Here is a 19,874-nt window from a genome sequence, read left to right on the forward strand (position 1 = left end):
AGCGTAGCCAGTCATGAGTCGGCTATTTGTAGCAATCGGGGATTCGTTCACCGAGGGTGTGGGGGACTGGGAACCTCGCCTGCCCAATGGGGTGCGTGGCTGGGCGGATCGAGTGGCTAAGCAGCTCTCCAAAGAAGATCCCGGGTGGCGCTACGCCAACCTTGCTATCCGCAGCCGCCGGCTGGATCGAATCATCGAAGAGCAGATCGAACCGGCCCTTGCCATGAACCCGGATGTCATCAGCTTTTATGCCGGCGGAAATGACATTCTGGAGTTTCGCAAGGATCTGGATGCGGTGCTGGCAAATTACACTGCCGCGGTAGAGCGGCTGGCAACCTCCGGGGCCCAAATTTTGCTGTTTACCGGCTTCGACATCCCGGTGCACCCAATGCTTGCTCCGTTTAAGCGGCGCAACTGGAAATTCAACGATCGTGTCCGGGAGCTAGCACTTCAGCACGGTGACACGGTCACGTTGGTGGACTACTGGGAATGGGAGGTCTACAGGGATCGGCGCATGTGGGACGTCGACAAGCTGCATATGAATCGGGCCGGGCATCGCTACATGGCCATCAGGGTTTTAGAGATCCTGGGGGCCAACCATCAGCTTGCATTCGAAGACTTCGGCGACATCGAGCGGGTATCTCCGGTGCAGGCGGTGCGTCGCGACGTGGAGTGGCTGCGCCAGTGGGTCCTGCCGATGTTCGGACGCAGAATTCGCGGGGTGACCTTGGGAGATGAGCTCGAACCGAGATGGCAGCAGCCGATACGTCCGGCGGACGGCATGAAGAAGCTATACCGCAAGGGGCTGCAGAAAAAGGCCAGGCGGCACGCCAAAACGCCGGATTAGCCAGATAAGCAAGCAGGGGTCCCGCCGCCGCCCCAACGGACCAGCGGCAGAACCCCTGCTTGCTGATTGTTGAACTAGCCGCCAGGATTCTCCATGGCTTCTGGGCTCATCCATGCGATTTCCCAGACGTGGCCGTCGGGATCTTTCACGGCCGCTTGGTACATTCCCGGGAACGGCTCGTCAGCCGCGCGGTAGATGCTCCCGCCGCCGGTCTGGGCATTGACTACGAACTCGTCCACGCCCTCCCGGGTGTCAGCCGAGATGGCGTTGAGCGTCTCGCGGTGCGGTGCGCCCAGTGCGGGCACATCTCCATCGACCAGGAAGCTGGCAAAGAATTCCTGGACCAGCACCATCACGGTGATGTTATCGCTGATCATCCAGGAGGAAGCGTTCTCGTCAGAGAAGACCGGGTTCTTCTCGAACCCCAACGAAGCGTAGAAAGTGTCCGCCTTGGCTAGGTCAGCGGTGGGTAAATTGACGAAGATCATCCGGCTCATACTCAATACCTCGTTCGGTTGGGGGAAAGGCGCTTAATGCGCCCGGCACTTACTTTGCCCTACCAAGTCACGCGGAACAAGAGGTAATGTATGCAAATTTTCGGGACGCAAATTGAGCCTTGATGCGAAACGGCCCCGATCCTCGTCACGAGGATCGGGGCCGTTTCCACACCGCCAACCGGGTAATGGCTGAAGGCATCCGCTGGAAGTTAGATAAGAGCCTTGGTGATTTCCAGGGGAATACGGTCACGGGTGTAGGTGATGTGGTCATAGCCGTGTGGTTCTGGCTTGCCGTCTTCGCCGATGTTCACGAACACAATCTTCTCGATGGTCAGGATGGATTCCTGGGTGAAGATGTTGCGTACCTCGGCACGCAGCGTGACCGAGGTGCGACCGAAGTCGATGGCGGTCAGGCCCATCTCAATGAGGTCGCCTTCCTTGGCGGAAGCGATGAAGTTGATTTCGGACATGAATTTGGTGACCACGTGCTTGTTGCCAAGCTGGATGATCGAGTAGATGGCCGCCTCTTCGTCGATCCAACGCAGCAAGCTTCCGCCGAACAGCGTGCCATTTGCATTGAGGTCTTCGGGGCGAACCCATTTGCGCGTATGAAAAGTAATACCCTTAGCCATACTGAAAATGCTAGGTCAGAATGGGAGTTAACGCTGTAAGGCCGTGCACATTGTCACCGAAAACACACTTTGCTCCACGGTAGGAGCCGCAGCAGCACCACCGCGGAATCGATCAGCTGGCATCGTTGAAGCTGCGCGGCCAGTCGCACTCCGAATTGAAAGATGCCAGCTGAGGTCGCTGTTGGTAGTCTCAAAACAGGTAGTAGGAAACTAATGGCGCCATAGGCAAAGGCAGGTGAAGATGAACTATCCTTCGGAGGGGAATAACGAAACTATTCCTACCGACTTTGACGACGTCGAACAGCAGGTATCCACTGGTGCCCTAGAGCATCAACGCATCGACGAGCTTCTCAAAGAGGCCCATGAACGCTATGCCGATGCGGATGACGGTCTGCTGGCCCACTACATCCCAATCCTCGGCCAAGCTGATCCGAACCTGTTTGGCATTGCCATGTCCCACGTTCGCGGATCCGTGCATGAAGTTGGCGACTGCCGGCATCTCTTTTCCATCCAGTCAATCTCCAAGATGTTCGTCTACGCTTTGGTCGTGCAGGAGCATGGGCGCGAACTCGTGCGCGAGCGCATCGGGGTGAACAACACCGGGATGTCCTTCAACTCGGTGATGGCCGTTGAGCTGAATAATGGGCACCCGATGAATCCGATGGTGAACGCCGGAGCGATTGCCACCACTGAAATGATTCCCGGCAAGACCGCAGCGAAGAAGTGGGAGAACGTCAGGGAAGGGCTCTCGGCATTCGCCGGCCGCGCGCTGTCCCTGGATGACGAGGTCTACCACTCCGAGTCGCTGGCCAACGAACGAAACAAGGCTTTGGGCCGTTTGCTCAAGAGCTACGGGCGTCTCGAGGGGGACCCGTTGGATGCCGTGGATACATATACCAAGCAGTGTTCGCTGAATGTCACCGCCTACGACCTTGCCGTCATGGGCGCGACGCTGGCCGACGGCGGGGTTAACCCGGTGACCGGAAAACAGGTAGTTGATGCGGATGTCTGCCGTGACACCTTGGCCGCTGTGGCGTCGAACGGCCTCTACGAGCGTTCGGGCGAATGGCTCTTTGAAATCGGCATACCAGCCAAATCCGGAGTTTCCGGAGGCATCGTGGCTGTAGCGCCCGGCAAAGGCGCCATTGGCGCCTTTTCGCCACCCTTGGATATGGCTGGCAACTCGGTTCGGGCACAGCTGGCCATTGGGCAGCTTTCGCGCGCCATGGGGTTGAACCTATTTGCGTCGGCTCCGAATCTAGAACGCTGACTTTAATTATTCGATGCGATGGCAGCTCTAGAAGGAGTTATCTACTTGGCCAATAATTTATAGCCGGTTGGGTTAAATCAGCCAGGCAAACGGTGGCATGTGGAGTTTGGCTTTGAAATTTACTATCTCGATACCCTCTAAATGCTCTACTCAGCACCGAATAACACGAGAACATTTGTTCGTGATTCAGATGGCGGGAGAAAACCCCGCGAGAAATCCTCGAGCTCGTCCGAAGCCAAGAAGTCTTCGCGCTAAAAGCAAGTTGAATTTGCTCCTAAATACGCTTTACTGAAGGTAGGTGCCATCGCAGGCACTCCTACTTTGAGGATGCGGAGCATATGAAGAAAGTAACCAAGGCGACTGTAGCGGCCGTTGCCGCGGGTGCCCTGTTGCTCGGCGGCGCCGGTACGGTGGCCCGTTGGCAATCACAGCAGACGGTAGACGCGGGCGTGGTTGAGACCGGCCATCTGAACCTGACTCTGGGCGCCGACGGCGTTTGGCAAGATGTCAGCAACGCGGCAGCGCCGGAGCCCTTCGATCCTGCAACGCAGCAGCTTGTGCCTGGCGATACGGTGACCTATAGCCAGACCGTCGCAATTGACGCCGAGGGCAAGAATATTGCCGGTGTCTTGAGCATTGCCGAAGCCGAGACCGTGTTGGGCGCGCTGGAGGGCTTTGTGACCGTGGGGCTTGAAGTTGACGCCTCGGCCACTGGCATCACGGAAGAACCTGACGGCACGCTGAGTTTTGCCGAGCCAGGTACCTACAACGTTCCGGTGTTGATTACCGTTGTCTTTGCTGAAGGCGCCGTAGGCGACACGCCGCCGTCAACCTATGACCAGCCTCTTGACTTGGGCGACCTGACCTTGACTTTGGACCAAGTCCGCTCCTAGGTAACGAACGCGGGATAGCCCCTATATGCCCAAGCCTCTGAAGTTTGCGTTGATAGCGGCCGTGCTTTTGGTGCTCGGACTCGGCGCCCAAGGTACGGTCGCTTCGTGGCGCGCAGAAAGCAGTGTGGATCCCGGAACGCTGCAGACCGGATCCTTGCAGTTGCTTGCCGGTGATGGGGTAAACGGTATGCAGCATTACCAGTTCTCGCAGCTCAGCAGCGGCAACCTTGTCCCGGGGCAATTCACGCAGGCGCCACTGGTGATCAGCAATGGCGGCACCAGCGATCTGGGCTATCGGCTGGACGGAGCGGTCAACGCGGCAACTTCACCCACTGCCGCTGATATTGCCTTGTCCGAAGCAAGCCAGTTGCGCATTCATGCCGGTATGCCTGCCTCCGCTTGCGAAGCTGGGCAGCCGCTCTCTGGCGAGCAACTTTATGCAGGTTCGCTAGGGGATGCTGCGGAGTTTGCAGCGCCCAGACCGTTGCCGGCCGAAAGCGCTGGGGGCGAAGAAACCCTATGCGTGCGAGTCTCGCTTCCTGCTGGCGCGTCCCAGACAGCAGCCGGCGGGAAGCTGGAACTCAGGCTGGGCTTTGTCGGGCAGCAGCGATGACCGTGCAAACACGAGCGGAGCTCAGAAAAGAACGTGAAAAGACTGGCCTGTTTTGGTGGAGCGGACAACTTGCCTCTTGGTTTGCCCTCTTCGTTGTGCTGGCTTTGATCGCCGTCATGATCGTAATCCCAAAACTCGGCGGTGCCACAGCCTATACCGTGCTGACAGGTTCCATGCGGCCAGAGTTCCCTCCTGGGTCGTTAATCGTAGTGCGGCCTGCAGATACGGAAGAGATCCGGATTGGCGATGTGGTGACCTACCAGCTGAAGTCCGGAGAGCCTGAGGTGGTGACCCACCGGATCGCCGCCGTTAGCTCGTCCTTGTCGGGGGAAATTCAATTCACGTTGCGCGGGGATGCAAACAACACCGATGACGATCCGGTAAGGCCAGAGCAGATCAGGGGCAAGCTCTGGTACTCGATGCCATTGCTCGGTTTCATCAATTCGGCCATTTCCGGCCAGCAGCGCACTTGGCTGACCTGGGCTGCCGCAGGGGGCCTGCTGGCCTACTCGATGATCATGTTCGCCGGAGCTTGGCGCGAGAATCAACGAAAGGAACGGACATGACTATTCGTCTTCACCCGGTCCTTTTGAAGGCCTCGGCCGCAGCGCTCATTGCATGTCTGAGTGCCGCTCCCGTCCATGCTCGGAGTGATCAAGATAGTGCCGGTGGCTTGAGCTATAGCAGTGATGGCAGGAATTTTTCACAGGCCCCACCGCCGCTGTTCGGCGGGGAGCCGGTTCTGGTGCCAGGCGATGAAGTCATTGGCGCACTGTGGATTCGCAACGACCGCGGCCTGGAGATAGAAGTTAGCGTGCAACCCAAGGATCCAGCAGCTCACACGCAAATCTATTTCGAGACAATCGGCTTGTCGCGCTTCCGGCTGGAACCGGAGGAATCGGTCAAAGTGGGACTGCGCATGGGGATGCCGGGGTCCGCGACGAACGGGTCGCAAGATCAGGAAGAGCGTTCACTGCAGGTGCAGATCAACGCGGTCGAAATCGGCATAGGCAAGACACCGGAGCCCGAACCGTCGCAACCACCACGCGAAACCGACGCGCCCCCAGAAGCTCCTCCCGAAAAGAATACTCCGGATCAGCGCGATCAACTTAGCGATACGGGATTCAGCGGAGGGGTAATAGCATTGGGAATCGGTGCATTGGCGGCTGGCTGTGCGGCCGTCATTCTCTCGTGGAGACAGAAACGAACTGAAGCAATAAGGGATGATGGCAAACGATGAGCACCCGATCCATGCGTATCAAGGCGATCCTGTCCATGGGAATTCTCGTGGGATTTGGCGCGGTCTCCACGTTGGCTGCGTGGACCGGCACCGCCACCGCGACCTCCAATATCAGTTCCGCTACTGTCGCCCTTGGAGTCGGCGCAACGGCAGGTGCAGCGAACGCAACTACCTATCAGATGCCTATTACCGGCAGTAATTTGTATCCGGGCACCAGCGCGGCATCCACGGTGGTTGTGAAAAATACGGGAACCATATCGGCTCCGTACACGGTTCAGGGAAAGATCACCGAATCAGGTGCTTCCACCCTGGGTGCGGGGCTGAACATCTCCGTCAAGATTGGCGCAACGATCAGCGGCAGCGGCACCAACGTCACGTGTTCAGGTGGAACGACCATAATCTCCAAGAGCGCCGGTGCGCAGTTCATCGGCTCATCGACTCCGCGCACTTTAGAATCTGGTGCCTCAGAGTCGCTTTGCATCCAATATGCTTTGCCGACAACAGCTGCCAACTCCCTGCAGGGCGCAACGACAAGCATTGGCCTGACCTTCACCTCAACGGTTGGTTCCTAGCATGGGGAATCATAAGTCCAAAAGGAATCGGGGCACGGGCCTCTCAGCATTCCAGCGGATCGTATTGAACGTAGGGGCGGCACTGGGTTCCCTATGCCTGATCATGACGGTCGCAACCATGATTTTTGGTCTAAAGCCCTTGATTTTTGCTTCCGGCTCCATGGAGCCGTCGATTCCGACGGGTTCCTTAGGGATCGCAGTGCCCACTGCTATCCACGAGATCAACCAGGACGAAATTGTCTCGGTGATAAATAGCGAAAATCAACGCATAACGCATCGGGTCGTCGAGAACTCAGATGCCGGTCTGGTGCTCAAGGGAGATTCCAACCCCATCCCAGATCTCGAAATGTACCACGCGAGCACCGTCGATAAGCTTCTTCTCAGCATTCCTGTATTGGGCTATGCCGTTTCTTGGCTCAGCCAGCCTTGGGCATTTTTCCTCGGGGGACTGCTCTGTGCCTATCTGCTCTACATAGCCTTCGTTAGAAGCACCAACGATCGTGGAAGTGATCCTGGCAATACGAGTGAAGCAAGAAAGAACGCGTCCGAGATGCATGCCTCGGTCGAAGACGCAACCGGGTCGGCTCACAGATGGTCGAAACGCAAATCGATACGTGGGATCGCGGGCCTTGGTGCTCTTCTGCTCGTCAGCACGCTGATTGTCGGCACACCGAAGATCGAAATGACTCAGGCCGCCTTCGCGGGCAATGCGACGTCTACGTCATCGCCCGTTGCCGCCAGCGTGCCAGCGATCCCCGGCGCCCTGACCTGCACGACGGTTGGCGGCGTGCTGGGTGCCGCTACCAGTGCTGACGTGTCCTGGCCCGCGCCGGCTATGCCTGGTGGTGCTAAATATGCGGTTCGGGTGCAGTTCAACTCCGGTGAGGTTCGTTTTCTAAACGTCAACGCTGGCACTACTTCGGTGAGGTTCAGCGCCGGGCTGAGTCTGCTCGGAGCAATCCTCGGCACTGCCCAGACATTTGAAGTCAAGGTGCTCGTCGTGACAACAACTGATGGAGCTGCGGTCACCGAAATGGGCAGCAACATCGGATGGTCCTCGCCGGTGGCTACGGCGCCGAAAACGACAATTCGATACCGGCCGGGAATTTTGCTGATCAACGATTTCTCGTGCGCGTAGTCCGCCCAAACGCCACCCATGGGAAATCGGCGAACTACACGAACTTTCGCTCAAACCCGGATAGCACGATTTCCAATCCGGCAGAGAAGGCCTTCGCCGGCCTGCCTTCTACATTCAAGCCGGCGTCCAAGGCGTCGCTAAATGCAGTAGATGCTTCGCTGCTCACTAGCCAGACTTCCTTGGGCGCGGCGGCATCCAACGCGGAGCCCAGGACAAACGAATCAATGATGGTGATCGCTTGCAGGCGTTCCTTGGGTGCAAATCCAGCCATGGCAAACGCTTCAGCCAGCGCTTCATAGACTCGCAGCGTCGTTTGGTCGCGGACCGTGTGGCTGGTGAAGAGCGGAATCAATTTTGGGTGCTTGGCGTAGGAGGCCCAATACTCCGTGGCGATCTGCCGAACTGCCTCCTGCCAATCAACCCGGTCCAGATCGGGTAGTTGAATTTCGGACATCGCGCGCCCGCGCATCAGCTCAATGATCCCGGCCTTGCCATCTACGTGGTTGTAGAGCGAAGATGCAGTCACCGAGAGTGCTTTGGCCAGATGCGGCAGGGTGAACTCACCATGTGCGTCGACAAGCTTGAGCGCGGCGTCGGCAATCGCAATTGCGCTGAGCTTTGGTTTCGACGGCCTAGCCATGCGGGCTTCCTTTGCTTCGAGACTCTTTGACTAGAGCATACACAGATTAAACGAAAATCATTCGTTAAGCTCCTTGATTTTGGATATGACTTAGGTCTAACCTGAAAACGAATAGCATTCGTTAAACATCCTGAGGTGACCCAAATGCAAGAAGTCCTCGCCCTGAATCCACCGGTCTCTCCGGCGCGTGCCGGAGAAAAAGTGCGTGGCGACATCACCGTTGCCCTAGTGCAGCACCGCTGGCATGAAGACCGCCAAGCCCTGGAAGCGGAGCTTGAAGATGGGATCCGGCGAGCGGCGAGCCATGGCGCACAAATCGTATTCCTGCCGGAACTGACGCTGAGCAAATACCCGGCTTTCAAAGTCCCGGATACGGCTGCCGCCGATGCGTCTGCCGAAGAGCTGCTGACCGGTCCAACTTTTACCTTCGCCGCGCAGATGGCCACCAAGCACCAGATCAACGTGCATATCTCCTTGTACCGCAAGGCGCCATCGCACGATGGCCTGGGGTTGAACACCGCGATTGTCGTGTCGCCGGAGGGCGAACTGGTGGCGACCACGAATAAGCTGCATATTCCGCGTACCGCCGGATACTACGAGGATAAATACTTCCGCGAAGGCCCCAACGAGGAGCCCTATCCGGTGCACCGCATCCCGGGCCTGAAAGATCTGGCCATGGGACTGCCCACTTGCTGGGATGAGTGGTTCAGCGAACCACCGCGCATCTACTCGTTAGCCGGGGCCGACCTGCTGGCCTATCCTACGGCCATCGGGTCTGAACCGGATCACCCGGATTTTGATACCGAACCGCTGTGGCGCCAAACCATTCTCGGCAATGGCATTGCCAACGGTCTTTTCATGGTCGTCCCTAACCGCTGGGGCGACGAAGGAGCGCTGACCTTCTACGGTTCCTCCTTCATCTCCGACCCGTATGGCCGGATTCTGGTCCGCGCCCCGCGCGATGAATCAGCGGTGCTGGTCGCGAGCCTGGACCTGGATGCCCGCCGGGACTGGCTGACGCTCTTCCCATTCCTGCGCACACGCCGCCCGGAAACCTACGCAGCCCTGACCGAAGCGCGCGTTGAGAGCGGACTCGGGGAAGAAGAGCAGACTCGTGCCTAACTACTTCATGCCCGCCGAAACTGCAGCCCATGAGCGGATCTTCATGGCTTTTCCAAGCGGAGGATACACCTTGGGGCAGAGCGAGGCGGAGGCGGAAGCCGCTCGTACGGCATGGTCCAACGTGGCCCGCGCGGTTGCCCGGTTTACCCCGGTGACGATGATCGTTGATCCAGGCGCACTTGCCGATGCCGGCCGCCATCTCGGGGAATCCGTGGACTTCTCGGTACGCGCGTTGGATGATGCCTGGATGCGCGACATCGGTCCAACCTTCGTACGTGATGCCGCGGGTGAACTTTTTGCGGTGAACTGGAATTTCAACGGTTGGGGCGCCCAGGCATGGGCAAACTGGGGAAAGGACAGCAAGATCGCGAGCGAAGTTGCCGCCTTGACCGAAACCAAGGTGCTGCGAGCGCTGATCACCAATGAAGGCGGCGGCATTCATGTGGATGGGGAGGGCACCGTTTTGGCTACCCGCAGCGTCCAGCTGGACCCGGGACGCAACCCGGGGGCAACGGAAGCCGATATTGAAGTGGAATTTTCCCGGCTACTCGGTGCCACGCAGACCATCTGGCTAGAGCGCGGGTTGACCCGTGACAACGAAGAATTCGGAACCCGTGGACACGTAGATATCGTGGCATGTTTCGCCGCGCCCGGAGTGGTGCTCTTCCACGACCAGCAGAACCGTGAGCACCCAGATTTTGCGGTCTCCCAGCAGGTGCGCCAGCAGCTTGAGTCTGCAGTTGACGCCAAGGGACGCAAGCTCACGCTCATTGCGGTGCCGGCCCCGACGGTGCTCACGGATACCGAGGGATGGGTTGATTACTCCTACATCAACCATCTGGTCACCAACGCCGGAGTCATCGCCTGCACCTTTGGCGATCCGATGGATGCCCAGGCCCTGCAAGTATTGGCGGAGGCCTATCCTGGGCGGGAAGTGGTGGGAGTCGATGCCCGGGAGCTCTTTGCGCGCGGTGGCGGAATCCACTGCATCACTCAACAGCTGCCGGGGGCTAAACGCAAGGGTTAGTCCAGTCCGACCTGATGGCGCCGCTCCAGAAATACGGGGCGCGTGATTTTGCGGTTTGCGGCGAAAGTCGGCTCGGTGCTGCAGGCTCCGGTGGCCAGATCGGCCAGATGCTCGCCGATGGCGGGCACAAACTTAAACCCATGTCCGCTAAATCCGGCGCCCACGGTGATCGGTCCGAAGCGATCCAAAATGAAGTCCTCGTCCTCGGTATTGGAGTAGGTGCAGGAGACCGTCTCAAAACGTTCGGGGTCCACACCAGGTAGCCAGCGTGCGGCATATGCCTGCAACGCCCGAATTTGTTCGTCCACGAGTTCATGCGGACGGGCATCCGGGTCAACTATGCGGCCCGAGCCGTGCCAGCCGACCTTGATTCCCTCGCCGGGGGTGTGCATTCCATAAATCGGACCGTAGACCGGGGAGCCGGTATCGCGGGCGGGGTCCAGCGAGTGGTTGAACCCGGGCCACCGTACCGGAAGCGGGGTTTGCGTGAAATGAACCGGGTGCTCTTCGGTGACATGGATCCGTGGAAGGCTGATTGCTTCCCCAAGGAGCGACCGGGTCCATGCCCCGGCGGTCACGATGACATGGCGCGCGCGCAGGGTTGAGCTCCCCGCAGGGTCCTCCAGCTGGATGCTGACAAGTTCCTCGGAGATCACTTGCAGGGACGACACACGCCGAGTGTGGTGAATCGTGGCCCCGGAGTTCAACGCCAGACGTTGCAGTGTCGAAACGGCAAGATCGGCATTAATCTGACCACCTGCGGGAATATACAGAGCTTCGGTCTCAAATTTCATCCCGGCAAAACGTTCTTCGGCTTCGGCAATGCTCAGCGTCACGCAGTCGAATCCGGCCGCGCCAAGACTGCGCTGGATCTGGCGTTGCCCGGCTGGATCGCCGTGGTTCACCAACCCGGTGCGGTTTAGCAGCTCGGTGCCACCGGCCTGGGCAATCTCATCCCACAGGTGGTTCGCGCGTTGCAGCAACCGCACGTAGGGAGTTTCCGCGTAGGCCGGATTGAAGTTGCGGGTCGCCCCATGCGAGGCACCGTGCAGATGGCCCGGCGCGTACTGCTCGAGCAAGAGCACTTCGCGGCCGCGTGCAGCTAATGAGTGGGCGGCGGCCGAGCCCATCGCTCCGCCGCCAATGATCAGGTAGTCAACGTCGATACTCACTAGACAAGCGTAGAACGAGGCAGCGCGGAATTCGTATTCTGCGGTCGTGCTCGGGTGCACTAACGTAAAGCAATAGGGCGCGACTGCGTTCTGTGCAGGAACTGGAAGGCAACAACTATTGGATACGCTACAACTCGGCGCATTGCTCGGATTGTCCGCGGCCGTTTTTGTGGGGGCTTCTACACAACGAATCTCCGGCATGGGATTCGCGCTGGTTGCTTCACCATTTCTGGTGATGGTTCTCGGGCCGCACCACGGGGTCATGGTGGTCAACTTCCTCGGAGCCTGCAGCAGCTTGTTGATTCTGCTTCAGGTATTCAGGGACGTTGAGTATAAGAAGATCTTGCTGATGCTCGTTCCTGCGGTCGTCATGACTCTTCCCGGCGCCTGGGTTGCCTCGCGTTTAGGCGGCCCATGGCTCACCGTTGGGATTGCCCTGATGGTCATCCTTGCCCTGGGTTCGAGCTTCCTGGTGCGCAACCTTCGTACCGCGCAAAGCAAGGGGTTGGCAATCGGGGCCGGCGCCGTTTCCGGATTCATGTCTGTTACCGCCGGAGTATCAGGTCCGGCCATTGCGGGGTACGCGGTGGCCAGCCGATGGCCGCAGGCGAAATTCGCCATTTCGGTGCAACTGTATTTCTTTGTGCTGGCCGTCGCTTCTTTGCTGGCCAAGGGCGGAGCTCCTGAACTTCATTGGACGCAGTGGGTGAGCTGTCTCGTGGCGATGGTTGGGGGAATACTGCTGGGCAACTTCCTCGCTCCTAAAATTCCGGAGAGGTTTAGCCGCTTGTTCGTTATTCTCGTCGCGTTTGCCGGGGCCGTGACGCTGATGGTCAACGGGCTAACCCAGGCACTGGCGTAGGCAGAAACTGGCTAAAAAGTCTATCAGTGAGATAATTGGTACCGTGCGGACCGATGAGAGCATTCAGAACCATGGCAAACCGGCCACAGAACTAGACATTGAACGGCAGGCATTGTGGGCAGGCTTTATCTGTTCAATCCTAGGATTAATAGTCGGACTCATCCTGTTCGCAGGTAATCGTCCGGCCCTCGCCGGTGGGCTATCGGTAGGTGCCGTCGCAGCTTCAACCGGAGCGATCGCAGCAGCCCTGGCAAGTGCGGTGGCCTTTCGGCGGTTGCTGCTATCGCGCGAGCCGTGGCTCGCACGGATCCCCAGGTGGCGTCAGGCAGTCACCCTGATTGGGCTGGTATTGGTTCATGCAGCAAGCTCGGTGATGATCTTGATGGTGGCTTTCCACCTGATGCAGCAGGCGTTTTTCGGACTGCGTGTGGATATGCTTGCCGGGTCCTTGCTTGTCAGTGGCGCGACAGGGGTAAGCGCCTATCTGTGCTTGGTTGCCACGGCTCGGACAAATGCCGAAACTCTGTCGGTGGTTCTGGGTATCTTCATGGCCTCGGGTGTCGTCATCAGCATGCTGCTCGCCGAGGACCGAGGCTGGTGGCAGTCGATGTTCTCTTCCCTCGGCACCTATGACGCGGGGATTGGTTCCTTCTGGACATTCAATACCACGTTGGTGGTCTCCGGGCTCGTGCTGATGGCCTTTACCGAATTTATGACCAGAGATCTTGCAAAGCTCGCACGGACCTATAGGTGTCGCCCGAGCTTGGAGAAATACCGGATTGCAAAGTATCTGCGTCCGCGTCCCGGCGTTGTCCGCTGGTGCCTGTTGGCGGTGGCCGTTGGCGTTATTTTGATCGGGATAGTTCCGGTGAATGTTGCACCCGAGGTACACGCTACTTTTGTCCGTTTGGCGGCGGCCGGGATGATGCTGCTCCTGATGGGGACTACCGTGCTTCTTCCGGGGTATCCGGTGGTTTTCCATTTGATGTCGCTGACGGCACTAGGAGCCCTATGGCTGTCCTTCTTGCTATGGCAGGAATGGAACTACTACAACCTCACCGGATTTGAACTTGCCGTGGTCGCAATTCTCTTCACCTGGATCTCGGTGTTCATCCGTACAACTTCGGCACTGATCCACGACAAGAAACAGCAACTTCGCAAGGAAAAACGTGCGCGCAGACGTGCGCAGCGTGAACAGTTGGCCGGTGCGCAAGATCCGGCAGCCTCAAATATCGATCCGCATTTCAACCACGGCGAAATCCGTCGTAATGGTGAGGACGCAGGTTTCCAGAGTCGATAGCCTTGAAATATGTTGATCTCCGAGAAGCTGTATTTGCTACTGACCAAGGATGACGGCCGCCCCGAGACGGTGATGAGCTCTTATGGGTACGGGATGAACGCGGCGGTCATTGCCGACCTGATTCTGGGCGGACGAGTGGGCTTGACCGAAGACACGAATCCGCGCATCACAATCATCGGGGCGGGGCCAATCGGGGACCCGGTATTGGCGCATTCCCTGGACAGGCTCGAAGGCAAAGACGGCACAACCCTGGATTCGGCCGTTGCGATCAACCGACTGTGCAATATTCGCTTGGTAACAGATTCTTTAGCCAAGCAAGGACTCGTGGAACACGGAGAACGCAGCTTCTTTGGTCTGGGCAAGGGGAATGTGAAGGTACTGAACGGGCAGTTGGAACGCCAATTCCGTTTCGGGCTGCGGTCGGTGCTCCAGGGGCAACGGGAGGCCGAAACCCACGAGGCAACGCTGCTATCCATCTTGCAAGGCATGGGCGTGGTGCCTGATGTCCTAGCCGAGGAGATCGAACCGCTGAACACTGCAGAGGCCAAGCAACGGATCAAGGAAGTCGCCACGGACTCCCGTGCTGGGGACGCGGTACGCAAAGCGGTGGCAACGATGAACAGCGCGGTCGCCACGACCACCATCCTTCCGGGCTCTCGCTGAGAAGCCGGTAGCCATGCGGGCTGCTCGACCAAACCGGCTTGCATCACGACGTCCACGGTGGCTTGGAAGTGCTTGCGCAGCAGCACGCCGAGCTGCTGCGCATCGCGGGCCAGGGCCTCATCGAGAATATCTGCGTGCTCCTGCTCAACATCGCGCGCCACCGCCGCTTGTGACGGTGCGGCCCACCGGCGATAGAGCTCCGTGAAATTCGCCAAGTCGGTGGAGGGTTTCAGCCTCGGTTGGCACTCGCAGGGAGCCAAAAGCTGATGATGAAATTCGCGGTGCGCAACCGACCAGAGCGGGTTCACGCGATCCGGTTCTTCGGGTAGACGGCGTGGGGTTCGCGAAAGTTCATGGTGCGCGGCGATGAGCCCGGATTCCCAACCTACGGTTCCACGCTCCACGGCCAGCCGTGCCGCGAGCGCCTCGGTGGCACAGCGGAGCTCGGTAATATCTGCCAATTCTCCAAAGTTCAGATCTGGAACGAAAAATCCGCGATTGGTGCGGATGGCAACAAGGTATTCACCGGCTAAACGAGTCAAGGACTCGCGAATGACGGTGGTGCTGGTGCTGAATTGCTCGGCTAACGTGGTGGGCTGCAAGCGATCTCCAGGAGACCAGAATCCGTCCAGAATCGTACGGCGAATTCCTTCGAGCGAATGCATAGATGCCTTTGCCCCGCTGGCCTCTTTCTTATTGGCGAAACCTTGAGCGCAAAATCCAAGATAATCAGATTATGTCTGGCTACTCAGAGTATTGAGCGATTTCGCTTCTTCGTGTTCCCCCTGTGTTTCGCTGCACCCTTTACGTAGCGTGGCGGTGGGCCTAGGCTCGGCTCATGCCAGTGATGCTGCGTACTATCCAGACCGCCGTACCAGAAAGGCTCCTTCGCCAGGACGAAGTTCGTGATGTCTTTGCGCTGCAACCTGGGTTGTCCCGTTTGGGTCAGCGGCTGATCGCTACCTCCTTCGATTCCTCGGCAATCAACACCCGCTACAGCTGCGTCAAAGACTTCGATGCCAAGCACCCTCCGGCGAACCCGTTGTTCTACGACGCAAGCACACAACTGCTGCATTCCCCGAGCACCGCCACCCGCAACCGCGAGTATGTGGCCCATGCCCCGGCCCTCTTTATCGGAGCCGCGCAGAAAGCCCTGGATTACTGCCCGGATCTGACACCCGCGGACATCACCCACGTCATTACCGTCTCCTGCACCGGTTTTTACAACCCAGGACCGGATTACCAGATTGTGCGCGCGCTGGGCCTGAAGCCCAATACGGTGCGGCACCATCTGGGGTTCATGGGCTGTTATGCGGCTTTCCCTGCACTGCGTGCGGCTAAGGACTTTTGCCTCGCGGATCCGCAGGCGACGGTGCTGGTGGCCTGCGCGGAGCTGTGCACCTTGCATGTGCACAGCTCGAACGACCCGGACACCATCATGGGTTCTGCGCTCTTTGCCGACGGAGCCGCGGCGGCAATCGTCACCGCACGCGGCGACAGCGGGTTGAGCATGGACGCCTTTGAAACGGTGCTCACCCCGGTCGGCGAAGAGGCCATGGCGTGGAATATCGGGGATGAAGGATTTGAGATGGTGCTCGGGACCTATGTTCCGCACATCATCGATGAGCATATCAGCGGCGCCTTGGAACCGCTCTTCGCGAAGGCTTCCATCCCGGAGACAAGCTTTGCCCAGATCAAGCATTGGGGGATTCATCCCGGCGGACGAGCGATCCTGGACCGCGTCCAGAATCGCCTCGAACTCAGCGATACCCAATTAGCACCTGCCCGCAAGGTCTTGGCCGAATACGGAAATATGTCCAGTGCGACGGTCCTATTCGTGCTCAAGGAAATCATGGATGATCGGCAAGCCAACTCGGGCGAACGAGTCTGCGCCATGGCCTTCGGTCCCGGACTGACCGTGGAAACCGGGCTGTTCACCCTGCACGGGGAGGCTGAATGACGAGTCTGCGGCGCAGCATTGGAGTCGCAGAGGAAATGGATCGACCGGACTGCGACCCTACGTTGCTACGCCGGACCTACGCGCAGTTTCCGCTGGTAAATCGAGTTGTCGCCGGATGGCGCGGAAACTATGTGCGGTTCATCCGCCCGGTGCTGCGCCGCCGGCCCGAAACAAGAATTCTGGATGTGGGTTGCGGAGGCGGTGACCTCGCAATGAATCTGGCCCGCTGGGCGCTCGCCGATGGGCTTTCAACTCAGATCCTCGGGATAGATCCGGATCCGCGCGCCATCGGCTATGCCCGGCAGGCTATGCGCCGGGCGGCGCTACCGGAGGGCGTGGTGCAATTCCGTGAGACTACCAGTGCGCTGCTCGCCGCTGCCGGGGAGCCGTTCGACGTGGTGCTCTCGAATCACCTGCTGCATCACCTGGAAGCGCGCGAATTGCAGCAGCTGCAGGTGGACACCGAATCGCTGTGCACCGGGATCGGCCTGCATAGCGATATTCGCCGCGCCCGAGCGGCGTTGCTGTTGTTCGGCACGGCGACGCTGCCGCTGGCCGGTACCTCGCTGATCCGCCGCGACGGGCTGGTCTCCATCCGGCGCAGCTATACGTCGGCGGAACTGCGTCACCGGGCCCGGCCAGGCTGGGAGGTTCAGGCACAACGGACTTACCGGAATGCGCTGCTCTGGAAGGCCGCCGGCAGTGGATGAGGTAGCGATCATCGGAGCCGGACCGGTGGGGCTGACCCTGGCGATCCTGCTGGCCCAACGCGGGCAGAAGGCCACGGTGTACGAGAAGCGCACCGAACTAGCCGGGCATTCACGGGCGATCGGCCTGCACCCACCGGCCCAGCGGATCCTTGAACTGGCAGGGCTCGGCCCGCGGGCGCAGGAAAGCGGAGTGCCGATCCGCCGCGGCATCGGAATGTCCGCGGGCCGCATCATCGGCACCATGGATTTCGCGGTGATCGGCGGGGACTACCCCTTCGTCTTGTCATTGCCCCAGCAGGTCACCGAGTCGCTGCTGCGCGAACGCCTGGCAGAGCTTGCCCCGGGGGCACTGGTGTCCGGGGCCGAGTTCTCCGGCCTTCTGGAACAGTCGCCGGACGGGGTGGAATTCACCGCCGGCGGCACCGCGCACCGTGCCCGATGGCTGGTCGCGGCCGATGGAGTGAACTCTTCGGTGCGCAGGAGCCTAGGAGTTCCTTTCGCCGGGAAAGAGCTGCCCGACACCTACCTGATGGGAGATTTTCCGGATACCACGCAGCTGCCCCATACCGCCGCCTTGTTTTTGCACCCGGCGGGGATTGTGGAATCTTTCCCCTTGCCGGGTTCCTTGCGGCGCTGGGTAGTGCGTGTGGACGGCCAGGACCGCGGCGGCTCGGCCGCCGAGGTGGTTGATGCGCTCTGCCATCGGGTGGGATTTGTGCTCGACGCCGCGAGCTGCACCATGCACAGCCGCTTCACTACCGCCAACCGGCAGGTTGCCTCGATGGTCCATGGGCGGGTGGTCATGCTCGGGGATGCCGCACACCAGATCAGTCCCATTGGGGGACAGGGGCTCAGCTTGGGATTTGCCGACGCGCTGGAGCTGGCAGCTCGGTTGGCTTCCCACGCATCCCTGGCCGGTTTCTCCGAAACCCGATTGCAGGCCGCGCGCAAGGCGGGATCGCGTGCGCAGCTGAATATGATGCTGGGCCGGCCCTTGCCGCGATGGCTGGCCCCGGCACGCGATGTCCTGATTTCACGCCTGGCATCGAGCCAACGAATCCATGACGGTGCCGCCCGCAGCTTTACGATGACCGCACGTGGAGTTCCGCGAAGTAGCTGATGCGCGGGAGGGTGCCGCTGATTCTCTCCTCGGGGAGGGCTCCGGAGCAGCAAGCACCATGCGTGCCCAAACTCACCGCCAACTTCCAGTGGATACGTGAAACAATAGGTAGTAATGACTTCCAGCGACTCCACCACACTTTCCGCCGTTGAACGCAAGGCCCTGCGCACCGAGCAGGCCGCTGCCCAGCGCGCCCAGCAGCTGCGCATCTCCAAGTCCCGAGCCGAGGCCGAAGGCCGCGCCCAGGTCGTGCCAACGGCCGAAGGATGGAAACAGGAGATGGGCGCCGATGGCCGTCCAGAACTGCAGTTCGCCACCAAGCGCCGCGTCGCCCAGCCGCCAACGCACCTGGCGGACCTGAGCCTTGCCGAACGCCAAGCGAAGCTGAAGGAACTAGGCCTTCCGGCCTTCCGCGCCAAGCAGCTTTCGACGCACTACTTCACGCACTACACCACCGACCCGGAGAAGATGAGCGATCTTCCCAAGGAGCGCCGTGCGGAACTGGCCGAGGCCATGTTCCCGAAGCTGCTCACCGAGGTCAAGCGACTGACCACCGATGACGGCAAGACCATCAAGTTCCTCTGGCGCCTGTTCGACGGTTCGCTGGTCGAGTCCGTGCTCATGCGCTACCCGGGCCGCATCACCCTATGCATCTCTTCGCAGTGCGGCTGCGGCATGAACTGCCCATTCTGCGCCACCGGACAGGCGGGGCTGACCCGCAACATGTCCACCGCAGAAATCCTGGACCAGATTGTCCAGGCGAACCGGGTGATCGCCGAAGGCGGCCTCGGTGGCCAGAAGCATCCGGACGAACGCGTGGGCAACATCGTGTTCATGGGCATGGGCGAGCCGCTGGCGAACTACAAGCGCGTGATGAATGCGGTGCACCGCATGGTTGCCGACGCCCCCGAAGGCCTGGGCATGAGCGCCCGCGGCATCACCATTTCCACCGTGGGTCTGGTGCCTGCCATCCGCAAGCTGACCGAAGAGAATGTGCCGGTCACCTTCGCGCTGTCGCTGCATGCCCCGGACGATGAGCTGCGCGATGAGCTGATCCCGGTGAACTCACGCTGGAAGGTCGACGAGGCGCTGGACGCCGCGTTTGACTACTATGTGAAGACCGGACGCCGCGTCTCCATCGAGTACGCGCTGATCAAGGACATGAACGACCATGAGTGGCGTGCCGAGCTGCTGGCGAAGAAGCTCAACGCCCGCGGTCGCGGCTGGGTCCATGTGAATCCGATTCCATTAAATCCGGTGCCGGGCTCCATCTGGACCCGCAGCGAGAAGGACATCACCAGCAAGTTCGTGCGCCGCCTGGACAGCCTCGGCGTACCCACCACGCTGCGCGATACGCGCGGCAAGGAAATCGACGGCGCCTGCGGGCAGCTCGCAGCCGACGAAGACTAAACATGTGTGACTAGGGCCTTTGCTTCACGTGAAACACGTGGAGCAAGGGCCCTTTTCGCGTTTAGGGGCGCCAGCAATCTGGCGCGCGGCCTGTCCGGAGACGCTATTTCTGGGTTCGCCGGTCGGGGCGGGCTCCGCGAACACCGGCAGCCGCCAAGACACAGGCGCCGACTCAGCAAGAGCAAC

Annotated in this window: 22 protein-coding genes and 1 pseudogene; 18 read left to right on the forward strand and 5 right to left on the reverse strand. The window is 59.9% G+C overall.

The window, feature by feature from the left end; translation table 11 throughout:
* The first annotated feature begins 13 nt into the window (after window positions 1–13).
* Window positions 14–847 (forward strand): SGNH/GDSL hydrolase family protein, encoded by an 834-nt coding sequence (locus CQ015_RS06905; RefSeq protein ID WP_105569546.1) that lies wholly within the window; start codon window positions 14–16, stop codon window positions 845–847.
* 74 nt (window positions 848–921) lie between these two features.
* Here the strand turns inward: CQ015_RS06905 and CQ015_RS06910 are convergent, their stop codons facing one another.
* On the reverse strand, window positions 922–1,344 hold the full coding sequence (locus CQ015_RS06910) for a VOC family protein (protein ID WP_105552733.1): 423 nt from the start codon (window positions 1,342–1,344) through the stop codon (window positions 922–924).
* A gap of 209 nt (window positions 1,345–1,553) precedes the next feature.
* Window positions 1,554–1,976, reverse strand: coding sequence for an acyl-CoA thioesterase (locus tag CQ015_RS06915; RefSeq protein ID WP_105552734.1), 423 nt, complete (start codon window positions 1,974–1,976; stop codon window positions 1,554–1,556).
* 241 nt (window positions 1,977–2,217) lie between these two features.
* Here CQ015_RS06915 and glsA point away from each other — a divergent pair, with 241 nt between their 5' ends.
* The 7 genes from glsA to CQ015_RS06950 all read left to right on the forward strand — a co-directional run bounded on the left by glsA (window position 2,218) and on the right by CQ015_RS06950 (window position 7,702).
* Window positions 2,218–3,246 carry a glutaminase A gene (glsA, locus tag CQ015_RS06920; protein WP_105569547.1) on the forward strand — a complete coding sequence of 343 codons (1,029 nt, stop codon included), beginning with the start codon at window positions 2,218–2,220 and terminating at the stop codon, window positions 3,244–3,246.
* A 338-nt stretch (window positions 3,247–3,584) separates the two neighbouring features.
* Window positions 3,585–4,139 (forward strand): alternate-type signal peptide domain-containing protein, encoded by a 555-nt coding sequence (locus CQ015_RS06925; RefSeq protein WP_105569548.1) that lies wholly within the window; start codon window positions 3,585–3,587, stop codon window positions 4,137–4,139.
* Window positions 4,140–4,164: 25 nt separating this feature from the next.
* Window positions 4,165–4,752 (forward strand): SipW-dependent-type signal peptide-containing protein, encoded by a 588-nt coding sequence (locus CQ015_RS06930; RefSeq protein WP_105569549.1) that lies wholly within the window; start codon window positions 4,165–4,167, stop codon window positions 4,750–4,752.
* Window positions 4,749–5,318, forward strand: a complete 570-nt coding sequence (locus CQ015_RS06935; protein ID WP_181150368.1) for a signal peptidase I — start codon at window positions 4,749–4,751, stop codon at window positions 5,316–5,318. The genes CQ015_RS06930 and CQ015_RS06935 overlap by 4 nt, the downstream gene beginning before the upstream one ends.
* Window positions 5,315–5,992: a hypothetical protein gene (locus CQ015_RS18910; RefSeq protein ID WP_105569551.1), complete on the forward strand. Its 678-nt coding sequence runs from the start codon at window positions 5,315–5,317 to the stop codon at window positions 5,990–5,992. The genes CQ015_RS06935 and CQ015_RS18910 overlap by 4 nt, the downstream gene beginning before the upstream one ends.
* Window positions 5,989–6,564 carry a hypothetical protein gene (locus tag CQ015_RS06945; protein WP_105569552.1) on the forward strand — a complete coding sequence of 192 codons (576 nt, stop codon included), beginning with the start codon at window positions 5,989–5,991 and terminating at the stop codon, window positions 6,562–6,564. Before CQ015_RS18910 ends, CQ015_RS06945 begins: the two co-directional genes overlap by 4 nt.
* A 1-nt stretch (window position 6,565) precedes the next feature.
* Window positions 6,566–7,702, forward strand: a complete 1,137-nt coding sequence (locus CQ015_RS06950) for a signal peptidase I (RefSeq protein ID WP_105649685.1) — start codon at window positions 6,566–6,568, stop codon at window positions 7,700–7,702.
* A 34-nt stretch (window positions 7,703–7,736) separates the two neighbouring features.
* On the opposite strand, the gene CQ015_RS06955 is transcribed toward CQ015_RS06950, so the two are convergent.
* Window positions 7,737–8,342: a TetR/AcrR family transcriptional regulator C-terminal domain-containing protein gene (locus CQ015_RS06955; protein WP_105569554.1), complete on the reverse strand. Its 606-nt coding sequence runs from the start codon at window positions 8,340–8,342 to the stop codon at window positions 7,737–7,739.
* Between the two features lie 144 nt (window positions 8,343–8,486).
* On the opposite strand from CQ015_RS06955, the gene CQ015_RS06960 reads away from it, so the two are divergent.
* Entirely contained in the window at window positions 8,487–9,464 is a 978-nt protein-coding gene (locus CQ015_RS06960; protein WP_105569555.1) for a nitrilase-related carbon-nitrogen hydrolase, read from the forward strand.
* 7 nt (window positions 9,465–9,471) lie between these two features.
* Window positions 9,472–10,491, forward strand: coding sequence for an agmatine deiminase family protein (locus CQ015_RS06965; RefSeq protein ID WP_181148406.1), 1,020 nt, complete (start codon window positions 9,472–9,474; stop codon window positions 10,489–10,491).
* On the opposite strand, the gene CQ015_RS06970 is transcribed toward CQ015_RS06965, so the two are convergent.
* Window positions 10,488–11,663: an FAD-dependent oxidoreductase gene (locus CQ015_RS06970; protein WP_105569557.1), complete on the reverse strand. Its 1,176-nt coding sequence runs from the start codon at window positions 11,661–11,663 to the stop codon at window positions 10,488–10,490. The two genes, CQ015_RS06965 and CQ015_RS06970, sit on opposite strands and share 4 nt — an antisense overlap.
* Before the next feature lie 118 nt (window positions 11,664–11,781).
* Here CQ015_RS06970 and CQ015_RS06975 point away from each other — a divergent pair, with 118 nt between their 5' ends.
* The 4 genes from CQ015_RS06975 to CQ015_RS19295 are packed head-to-tail and all read left to right on the forward strand — an operon-like array spanning window position 11,782 to window position 14,661.
* Window positions 11,782–12,525 (forward strand): sulfite exporter TauE/SafE family protein, encoded by a 744-nt coding sequence (locus CQ015_RS06975; protein ID WP_146112429.1) that lies wholly within the window; start codon window positions 11,782–11,784, stop codon window positions 12,523–12,525.
* Between the two features lie 43 nt (window positions 12,526–12,568).
* Entirely contained in the window at window positions 12,569–13,825 is a 1,257-nt protein-coding gene (locus CQ015_RS06980) for a hypothetical protein (RefSeq protein WP_105569559.1), read from the forward strand.
* A 9-nt stretch (window positions 13,826–13,834) separates the two neighbouring features.
* Complete coding sequence (locus CQ015_RS06985; RefSeq protein ID WP_105552748.1) at window positions 13,835–14,488, forward strand: GPP34 family phosphoprotein; 654 nt, start codon at window positions 13,835–13,837, stop codon at window positions 14,486–14,488.
* Window positions 14,489–14,526: 38 nt separating this feature from the next.
* The gene (locus CQ015_RS19295; RefSeq protein ID WP_258133888.1) at window positions 14,527–14,661 is read left to right on the forward strand and encodes a hypothetical protein; all 135 of its coding nucleotides are present in this window, start codon (window positions 14,527–14,529) and stop codon (window positions 14,659–14,661) included.
* Here the strand turns inward: CQ015_RS19295 and CQ015_RS19580 are convergent.
* Window positions 14,611–15,153: pseudogene (locus CQ015_RS19580) on the reverse strand (GntR family transcriptional regulator); the annotation flags it as partial. The gene CQ015_RS19295 and the pseudogene CQ015_RS19580 overlap by 51 nt on opposite strands.
* A gap of 173 nt (window positions 15,154–15,326) precedes the next feature.
* Here CQ015_RS19580 and CQ015_RS07000 point away from each other — a divergent pair.
* From CQ015_RS07000 to rlmN, 4 genes are all read left to right on the forward strand, one after another.
* The gene (locus CQ015_RS07000; protein ID WP_105649686.1) at window positions 15,327–16,448 is read left to right on the forward strand and encodes a type III polyketide synthase; all 1,122 of its coding nucleotides are present in this window, start codon (window positions 15,327–15,329) and stop codon (window positions 16,446–16,448) included.
* A complete protein-coding gene (locus tag CQ015_RS07005) occupies window positions 16,445–17,158 on the forward strand; it encodes a methyltransferase domain-containing protein (protein ID WP_105649687.1) in 714 nt (237 codons plus the stop codon). Before CQ015_RS07000 ends, CQ015_RS07005 begins: the two co-directional genes overlap by 4 nt.
* Window positions 17,151–18,278: an NAD(P)/FAD-dependent oxidoreductase gene (locus tag CQ015_RS07010; protein WP_181150369.1), complete on the forward strand. Its 1,128-nt coding sequence runs from the start codon at window positions 17,151–17,153 to the stop codon at window positions 18,276–18,278. The genes CQ015_RS07005 and CQ015_RS07010 overlap by 8 nt, the downstream gene beginning before the upstream one ends.
* Window positions 18,279–18,392: 114 nt before the next feature.
* Window positions 18,393–19,688, forward strand: coding sequence for a 23S rRNA (adenine(2503)-C(2))-methyltransferase RlmN (rlmN, locus tag CQ015_RS07015; protein WP_255248436.1), 1,296 nt, complete (start codon window positions 18,393–18,395; stop codon window positions 19,686–19,688).
* Window positions 19,689–19,874 lie beyond the last annotated feature (186 nt).

The organism is Arthrobacter sp. MYb221, assembly GCF_002979835.1.
Classification (GTDB): Bacteria; Actinomycetota; Actinomycetes; order Actinomycetales; family Micrococcaceae; genus Glutamicibacter.

What these genes read in the sequence shown, in the direction of transcription:
- CQ015_RS06935 (WP_181150368.1), top strand. Translation starts at nt 4,749, where the DNA reads ATGACCGTGCAAACACGAGCGGAGCTCAGAAAAGAACGTGAAAAGACT.
- CQ015_RS06985 (WP_105552748.1), top strand. Translation starts at nt 13,835, where the DNA reads ATGTTGATCTCCGAGAAGCTGTATTTGCTACTGACCAAGGATGACGGC.
- CQ015_RS06915 (WP_105552734.1), bottom strand. Translation starts at nt 1,976, where the DNA reads ATGGCTAAGGGTATTACTTTTCATACGCGCAAATGGGTTCGCCCCGAA.
- CQ015_RS06945 (WP_105569552.1), top strand. Translation starts at nt 5,989, where the DNA reads ATGAGCACCCGATCCATGCGTATCAAGGCGATCCTGTCCATGGGAATT.
- CQ015_RS07000 (WP_105649686.1), top strand. Translation starts at nt 15,327, where the DNA reads ATGCCAGTGATGCTGCGTACTATCCAGACCGCCGTACCAGAAAGGCTC.
- CQ015_RS06960 (WP_105569555.1), top strand. Translation starts at nt 8,487, where the DNA reads ATGCAAGAAGTCCTCGCCCTGAATCCACCGGTCTCTCCGGCGCGTGCC.
- CQ015_RS06905 (WP_105569546.1), top strand. Translation starts at nt 14, where the DNA reads ATGAGTCGGCTATTTGTAGCAATCGGGGATTCGTTCACCGAGGGTGTG.
- CQ015_RS06910 (WP_105552733.1), bottom strand. Translation starts at nt 1,344, where the DNA reads ATGAGCCGGATGATCTTCGTCAATTTACCCACCGCTGACCTAGCCAAG.
- CQ015_RS06955 (WP_105569554.1), bottom strand. Translation starts at nt 8,342, where the DNA reads ATGGCTAGGCCGTCGAAACCAAAGCTCAGCGCAATTGCGATTGCCGAC.
- CQ015_RS07005 (WP_105649687.1), top strand. Translation starts at nt 16,445, where the DNA reads ATGACGAGTCTGCGGCGCAGCATTGGAGTCGCAGAGGAAATGGATCGA.
- CQ015_RS18910 (WP_105569551.1), top strand. Translation starts at nt 5,315, where the DNA reads ATGACTATTCGTCTTCACCCGGTCCTTTTGAAGGCCTCGGCCGCAGCG.
- CQ015_RS06930 (WP_105569549.1), top strand. Translation starts at nt 4,165, where the DNA reads ATGCCCAAGCCTCTGAAGTTTGCGTTGATAGCGGCCGTGCTTTTGGTG.
- CQ015_RS06965 (WP_181148406.1), top strand. Translation starts at nt 9,472, where the DNA reads ATGCCCGCCGAAACTGCAGCCCATGAGCGGATCTTCATGGCTTTTCCA.
- CQ015_RS06950 (WP_105649685.1), top strand. Translation starts at nt 6,566, where the DNA reads ATGGGGAATCATAAGTCCAAAAGGAATCGGGGCACGGGCCTCTCAGCA.
- glsA (WP_105569547.1), top strand. Translation starts at nt 2,218, where the DNA reads ATGAACTATCCTTCGGAGGGGAATAACGAAACTATTCCTACCGACTTT.
- CQ015_RS06925 (WP_105569548.1), top strand. Translation starts at nt 3,585, where the DNA reads ATGAAGAAAGTAACCAAGGCGACTGTAGCGGCCGTTGCCGCGGGTGCC.
- rlmN (WP_255248436.1), top strand. Translation starts at nt 18,393, where the DNA reads ATGACTTCCAGCGACTCCACCACACTTTCCGCCGTTGAACGCAAGGCC.